A 6,891-nucleotide genomic window follows, 5' to 3' on the forward strand; every position below is an offset into this window, starting at 1 on the left:
GTTTAGTGACTAAAAGCTGTTTCTTAAACTTGGTTTAAATTAACCAAGTTTTTTTATGTACCACTAAATATTTTAACAATTGCCTAATTTGATTTATGGCAAGCACTTAGCATAATTATTTAACCCGTTCTTGATATGCCGTTTTTTAATTTAATTCAAGAACGAATGTTGTTCGAGAATATATAAAATACGTGTCCGAGCGACTTAGACATACCAGTATCAAAGTCACTGCCGACACGTATCTACATGTTACTAATAAAATTAAAAATGATACTTTAAACCTACCCAAAATATCTTTAAAAAAATAAAACGGGCAAAAAACGGGCAAAGCCCATTTAATGCCTCGTTAAACATAGATAAAATAAAGGTTATCCAATAGATCCTTCCATTTCGAACTTGATCAAACGATTCATCTCAACGGCGTATTCCATTGGAAGTTCCTTAGTGAATGGTTCGATGAAGCCCATGACGATCATTTCAGTTGCTTCCTGTTCGGAAATTCCACGGCTCATCAAGTAGAAGAGTTGCTCTTCAGACACTTTGGAAACCTTGGCTTCGTGCTCAAGTGAAATGTTGTCGTTTAGGATTTCGTTAAATGGAATGGTATCTGATGTAGATTGGTTATCCATAATCAGCGTATCGCACTCGATGTTGGCACGGGCTCCGTCTGCCTTACGTCCAAAGTGTACGATACCACGGTACGTTACTTTACCACCGTGTTTAGAGATTGACTTCGACACGATCGTGGAAGACGTGTTAGGTGCCAAATGAATCATTTTCGCACCAGCATCCTGATGCTGACCTTTACCGGCAATCGCAATGGATAATGTCATACCGCGGGCACCTTCGCCTTTTAAAATAACAGCTGGATATTTCATCGTTAATTTTGAACCGATGTTCCCGTCAATCCATTCCATTGTGGCATTCTCTTCACAAACCGCACGCTTGGTAACGAGATTGTAAACGTTATTTGCCCAGTTTTGGATAGTAGTGTAGCGGCAGTATGCACCTTTTTTGATAATGATTTCTACAACGGCACTATGAAGTGAGTTTGTTGTATATACTGGAGCTGTACAACCTTCAACGTAGTGTACATGCGCACCTTCGTCAACGATGATCAAGGTTCTTTCGAATTGTCCCATGTTTTCGGAGTTGATGCGGAAGTACGCCTGTAATGGAGTATCCACTTTCACGCCTGGTGGAACATAAATGAAAGAACCGCCAGACCATACAGCTGAGTTCAATGCTGCAAATTTGTTATCCGTTGGCGGGATCACTTTTGCCCAGTGCTCACGGAAGATATCTTCGTTTTCACGAAGCGCGGAATCAGTGTCCTTGAAGACGATACCTAGTGCTTCTAGATCTTCCTTCATGTTGTGGTATACAACCTCAGATTCGTACTGAGCAGATACACCAGCAAGATATTTCTGCTCAGCTTCCGGAATACCAAGCTTATCGAATGTGGCCTTAATTTCTTCTGGTACCTCATCCCAAGATTTCTCGGATTTCTCAGAAGGTTTTACATAGTAGGTAATTTCATCAAAATTTAATGACTTTAAATCTCCGCCCCATTGTGGCATTGGCATGTTATAAAAATGCTCAAGCGATTTTAAACGGAAATCAAGCATCCATTGTGGTTCGCTCTTCATTTTTGAAATCTCTTCCACAATCTCGCGTGTTAAGCCGCGTTTTGAGCGGAAGATGGAAACGTCTTTATCAGCAAAGCCATATTTATAATCACCGATTTCAGGCATCTTTTTTGCCATCGTCGTAATCCTCCTTCATAAACAACCGAGGCTCGGAACAGCCCCAGCGTTTTATTGTTGTCCGTCTTCCTTCAATCCTTTTTCCATCGCCTTCCACGCTAATGTGGCACATTTAATTCTGGCAGGAAATTTGGAAACACCTTGAAGTGCCTCAATATCGCCTAAATCGATATTATCATCGAATTCTTTTCCTTGAATCATATCAGAAAAAATCGTTGCAAGCTTTAACGCTTCTTCAACTTTTTTTCCTTTAATAGCTTGTGTCATCATCGAGGCAGACGACATCGAGATGGAACAGCCTTCTCCTTCGTATCTTGCATTGGTGACAATTCCGTCCTCTACTTTTAGGCTTAGCTGAATGCGGTCACCGCAAGTTGGGTTATTCATATTAATCGTATGGTTACCATCCTCTAATATTCCACGGTTACGTGGGTTTTTATAATGGTCCATAATCACTCTTCGGTATAATGCATCTAAATTATTAGAAGACATCGCTGAAATACTCCTTTGTTTTGACAAGCCCTTCAACGAGTTTATCAATATCTTCTTCCGTATTGTATAAATAAAAGCTAGCACGAGCCGTTGCTGACACGTTCAGCCATTTCATCAGTGGCTGTGCGCAGTGATGTCCGGCACGGACAGCGATTCCTTCTGCATCAAGAACCGTTGCGACATCGTGCGGGTGAACATCGTTAATATTAAAAGTGACTAGTCCGCCACGCTTAGTTGCATCCAGTGGACCATAAATGGTGATGCCTTCAATAGAAGACATTTTATCTAAAGCATATGCCGCAAGCTTGTGCTCATGCTCAGCAATTTGATCCAAACCAATTTCATTTAAAAAGTCGATGGCTGCACCAAGACCAATTGCACCGGCAATAATCGGAGTACCACCTTCAAACTTCCACGGAAGTTCTTTCCAAGTTGATTCGTACAATTGTACAAAGTCAATCATTTCGCCGCCAAACTCAATCGGCTCCATGTTCTCAAGCAAATGCTTTTTGCCGTATAACACACCGATTCCTGTTGGAGCGCACATCTTATGACCGGAAAACGCAAAGAAATCACAATCCAAATCTTGAACATCAATTTTCAGGTGGGGAGCACTTTGCGCACCGTCCACCACCATGATCGCACCATTTTCATGGGCGATTTGAGCGATTTCCCTCACTGGATTAATGGTGCCAAGTACATTCGATACTTGCATTACGGAGACGATTTTTGTATTTGGAGTAATCGTCGCTCTGGCATCTTCCAAAGAAATCGTGCCATCCGCCTGCAGCGGAATGTATTTCAGCTGTGCCCCAGTTCGTTTAGCTACTTGCTGCCACGGAATAATATTGCTGTGATGCTCCATGTACGTAATGACGATTTCATCGCCCTGCTTCAGGTTTGCAGCCGCATAGCTGTGCACGATCGTATTTAGAGAGGTTGTCGTTCCTCTTGTAAAAATCACTTCCTGAATTGATTTTGCGTTAATGAAATTACGAACCTTTTCACGAGCGCCTTCGTAAGCATCCGTTGCTCTTGTTCCTAGTGTATGCACACCGCGATGGACATTCGAATTGTATCCGCGGTAGTAATCTTCTATTGTTTCAATGACTTTAATCGGCTTCTGAGAAGTAGCCGAACTGTCTAAATAAACAAGCGGATGACCATTTACTTCCTGGTCTAAAATGGGAAACTGTTGGCGAATATCGCTTATATTCATGAGCGAACTTTCCTTTCAATAACTTCCGTTAATTGTTCTTTTACCTTTTCAATTGGAAGTTGTTTAACCACAGGTGCCAGGAATCCGTGAATGACTAAACGCTCTGCTTCACGTTTTGGAATCCCACGGCTCATCAGATAATAAAGTTGAACCGGATCCACGCGTCCGACAGAAGCGGCATGTCCTGCCATTACATCGTCTTCATCTATTAAAAGAATTGGGTTGGCATCCCCACGTGCTTTTTCACTAAGCATCAAGACACGGGATGTTTGTTCAGCATCTGATTTGGATGCTCCGTGTTCAATTTTACCAATGCCGTTAAAAATTAAGGTTGAGTTATCTTTTACAACACCATGATTTAAAATATTGCCTTGTGTGTGTTTTCCAAAGTGCACTACCTTTGTGGTAAAGTTTTGCGTTTGCTCGCCACGCCCGACAACCACTGTTTTCGTATCACCAGTAGAGCCGTCACCAAGTAAGTTAGTTGTATTTTCGGAAATAGTATTCCCTTCATTCATTAGGCCAAGTGCCCAATCAATACGGGAATCTCTGCCGGCCACCCCGCGGCGATTTACATACGTTGTAACCCCTTTTGCCAAGTGATCAACAGCACCATACTGAACCCTTGCATTCGTATTCGCCACGACTTCGGTTAAAATATTCATTAAACTATTTGAGTTTTCCACCGTGGAAATGTAGTTTTCTACGTATGTGACGGAGCTATTATCATCTGCTACCACAATAACATGATTAAATAAATTGGCATCTTCATGGTCATGAACGAAAACTGTTTGAATTGGCTCAGAAACTTCTACATTTTTTGGAACATATAGAAAAACCCCGCCGTTCACAAGCGCGGCATGAAGAGCTGTTAAACGATGCTCATCAGCATTGATTGCTTGAGTCATATAATATTTTTTCAATAATTCCCCATGCTCTCTTGCAGCTGTAAAAATATCTGTGAAAATGACTCCTTGATTTTTCAAGGTTTCAGACAATGATAAGTAAGCCGAGGATTGATTGCGTTGTACATATAAATTTTGATTATCCAGATCGACTAATGACTTTACTGCCTCAGGAAGTTCTTCGAGCGAAGCAAACCCTGAGCTTTTTACAGTATGCTGCTGGAATTGTGTGAAATTCCATTTATCAATCTTCGTCTTATCTGGTCTTGGCATTGGAAGCTCTTCAAATTGCTCCAACGCTTTAAGACGAAACTCGGCCAACCATGCAGGCTCATTCATTTCCTTGGAAAAGGAACTCACAAACCCCTTATCAAACGGTAATTTTGTTTCTGTTGTCATGTTAATCCTCCTAACCGCTTACGCTTCTTGCTCAACTGTTTCATCTTCAATTCCAAGCTCTTGCTTGATCCAGTCATATCCTTCCGCTTCTAAGCGCTGTGCAAGCTCTGGTCCGCCGGATTTAACAACTCGGCCTTGCATCATGACATGCACATGGTCAGGAGTGATATAGTCCAATAGACGTTGATAGTGGGTAATAATTAAGCAGCCAAACTCTTCGCTGCGCATTTCATTGACACCTTTTGAAACTACTTTTAATGCATCGATATCTAAACCTGAGTCAATTTCGTCAAGGATGGCGATTTTAGGCTCAAGCATCATTAGTTGTAAAATTTCATTTCGCTTTTTCTCCCCGCCAGAGAAGCCTTCGTTCAGATAACGCTGTGCCATATCAAGATCCATTTCTAAAAATTCCATTTGTTTATCCATTTTACGGATGAATTTCATTAATGAAATCTCATTGCCTTCCCCAAGGCGGCTGTTGATGGCAGAACGTAAAAAGTCAGCGTTGGTTACGCCGTTAATTTCACTTGGGTATTGCATCGCTAAAAACAGACCCGCACGAGCGCGCTCATCCACTTCCATTTCAAGTACATCTTTTCCATCAAGTGTAATGCTGCCGCTTGTTACCTCATATTTTGGATGTCCCATGATGGCGGAAGATAAAGTAGATTTACCTGTTCCGTTAGGTCCCATGATCGCGTGAATTTCTCCGCCCTTTATTTCAAGGTTTACACCTTTTAAAATTTCTTTCCCCTCAATTGCAACATGCAGATCTTTGATTGTTAAAGTTGATCCAGCCATTTTTATACCTCCGAAAAATGTTTTGTATCTTTTGAACCCTATTGGAAAATAACTGCATTCTCAATCTATTCTCATTACAATCTTATAACAAATGAAATCTATTATCAACTTTTATGTGTTAATAACTATTTTATATTTTCACTGATTTAATTCTAAATGAGAATCAAAGTAACTTATAGTTTGAAAATTCAGCCTAATTTGTTTTATGTAAAAACAAGCCCGATAAAAATCATACCTTATTTGTTGTTTTTTTTTCAATGAATAGACTCGGGAGCAATACAGTCTATTTTTTACCAATCAGTTTGGATTCATGTAAAAAGAAAAGCCAGTGGATTCCACTGACTTTCCAGATGTATTTCTTCCTATTAATATATTACTCAGATACAGGAACAACCGCACCTTTGTATTTTTCAAGAATGAAGTCTTGAATTTCTTTAGAGTGAAGGACTTCGACAAGGGTTTTGATTGCTTTTTTGTTTTCATCACCTTTACGAACAGTAATAATGTTTACATACGGTGATTCTTTCCCCTCAAGTGCAATTGCGTCCTTCATTGGATTTAGTCCCGCTTGTAGTGCATAGTTTGTGTTGATTAGGACTGCATCTGCTTCGTCATTTTGATATACCTTTGGCAGCATCGCAGCTTCTACATCCGTTTTGAATTTTAGATTTTTTGGATTTTTAGCAATATCTTCTACTTTAGCAGTTGTTTTATCAATACCTTGTTTTAAAGTGATTAATTTTTCATGGTCAAGAAGGGAAAGCATGCGGCCATGGTCAGCAACAGAGTTACTCATGATAATCGTTGCACCATCTGGAAGCTCTGATAACTTTTTATAGCGTTTAGAATATACACCAATTGGTTCAATATGAATGCCGCCAGCATTAACAAAATCAAAATCTTTATTTTTTGCCATTTGATTTTTTAAGTAAGGGACGTGCTGAAAAAAGTTTGCATCAAGATCACCAGATGCCAAAGCTTTGTTAGGTGTCACATAGTCATTGATAACTTTAACTTGAAGATCAATACCTTTCTTCTTTAAAAGGGGTTTGGCTTTTTTAAGGATTTCAGAATGGGGAACTTGCGATGCCCCTACTACTAATGTTGTTTCTTTACTCTCAGAAGCATTGTTTTTCCCGCAGGCTGCAAGTGAAAAGATAACTAATAATGCTGATACGAAAACGAATAATTTTTTCATTTTTTCCTCCTGATATTTATGTTTTATCTTTTATCTTTTATCAATTAATCTTGTGATCTTATCACCAACAAATTGGATGATAAAAACTATGATCAAAATAAATACGGT

Annotated in this window: 6 protein-coding genes and 1 pseudogene; all 7 read right to left on the minus strand. The window is 39.8% G+C overall.

The window, feature by feature from the left end; genetic code table 11:
• Positions 1–368: 368 nt before the first annotated feature.
• Positions 369–1,766, minus strand: coding sequence for a Fe-S cluster assembly protein SufB (gene sufB / locus V7083_RS11915; RefSeq protein ID WP_335477934.1), 1,398 nt, complete (start codon positions 1,764–1,766; stop codon positions 369–371).
• 51 nt (positions 1,767–1,817) lie between these two features.
• Entirely contained in the window at positions 1,818–2,258 is a 441-nt protein-coding gene (gene sufU / locus V7083_RS11920) for a Fe-S cluster assembly sulfur transfer protein SufU (protein WP_335477936.1), read from the minus strand.
• Positions 2,248–3,477, minus strand: coding sequence for a cysteine desulfurase (locus V7083_RS11925; protein WP_335477938.1), 1,230 nt, complete (start codon positions 3,475–3,477; stop codon positions 2,248–2,250). The genes sufU and V7083_RS11925 overlap by 11 nt, the downstream gene beginning before the upstream one ends.
• Positions 3,474–4,781 (minus strand): Fe-S cluster assembly protein SufD, encoded by a 1,308-nt coding sequence (sufD, locus tag V7083_RS11930; protein ID WP_335477940.1) that lies wholly within the window; start codon positions 4,779–4,781, stop codon positions 3,474–3,476. Before sufD ends, V7083_RS11925 begins: the two co-directional genes overlap by 4 nt.
• 18 nt (positions 4,782–4,799) lie before the next feature.
• Entirely contained in the window at positions 4,800–5,585 is a 786-nt protein-coding gene (gene sufC, locus V7083_RS11935) for a Fe-S cluster assembly ATPase SufC (RefSeq protein ID WP_335477941.1), read from the minus strand.
• Positions 5,586–5,958: 373 nt separating this feature from the next.
• Positions 5,959–6,783 (minus strand): MetQ/NlpA family ABC transporter substrate-binding protein, encoded by an 825-nt coding sequence (locus tag V7083_RS11940; protein ID WP_335477943.1) that lies wholly within the window; start codon positions 6,781–6,783, stop codon positions 5,959–5,961.
• A gap of 30 nt (positions 6,784–6,813) precedes the next feature.
• Positions 6,814–6,891: pseudogene (locus V7083_RS11945) on the minus strand (ABC transporter permease); the annotation flags it as partial.

Origin of the sequence: Bacillus sp. JJ1764 (assembly GCF_036962145.1) — a bacterium.
Classification (GTDB): domain Bacteria; phylum Bacillota; class Bacilli; order Bacillales; family Cytobacillaceae; genus Neobacillus.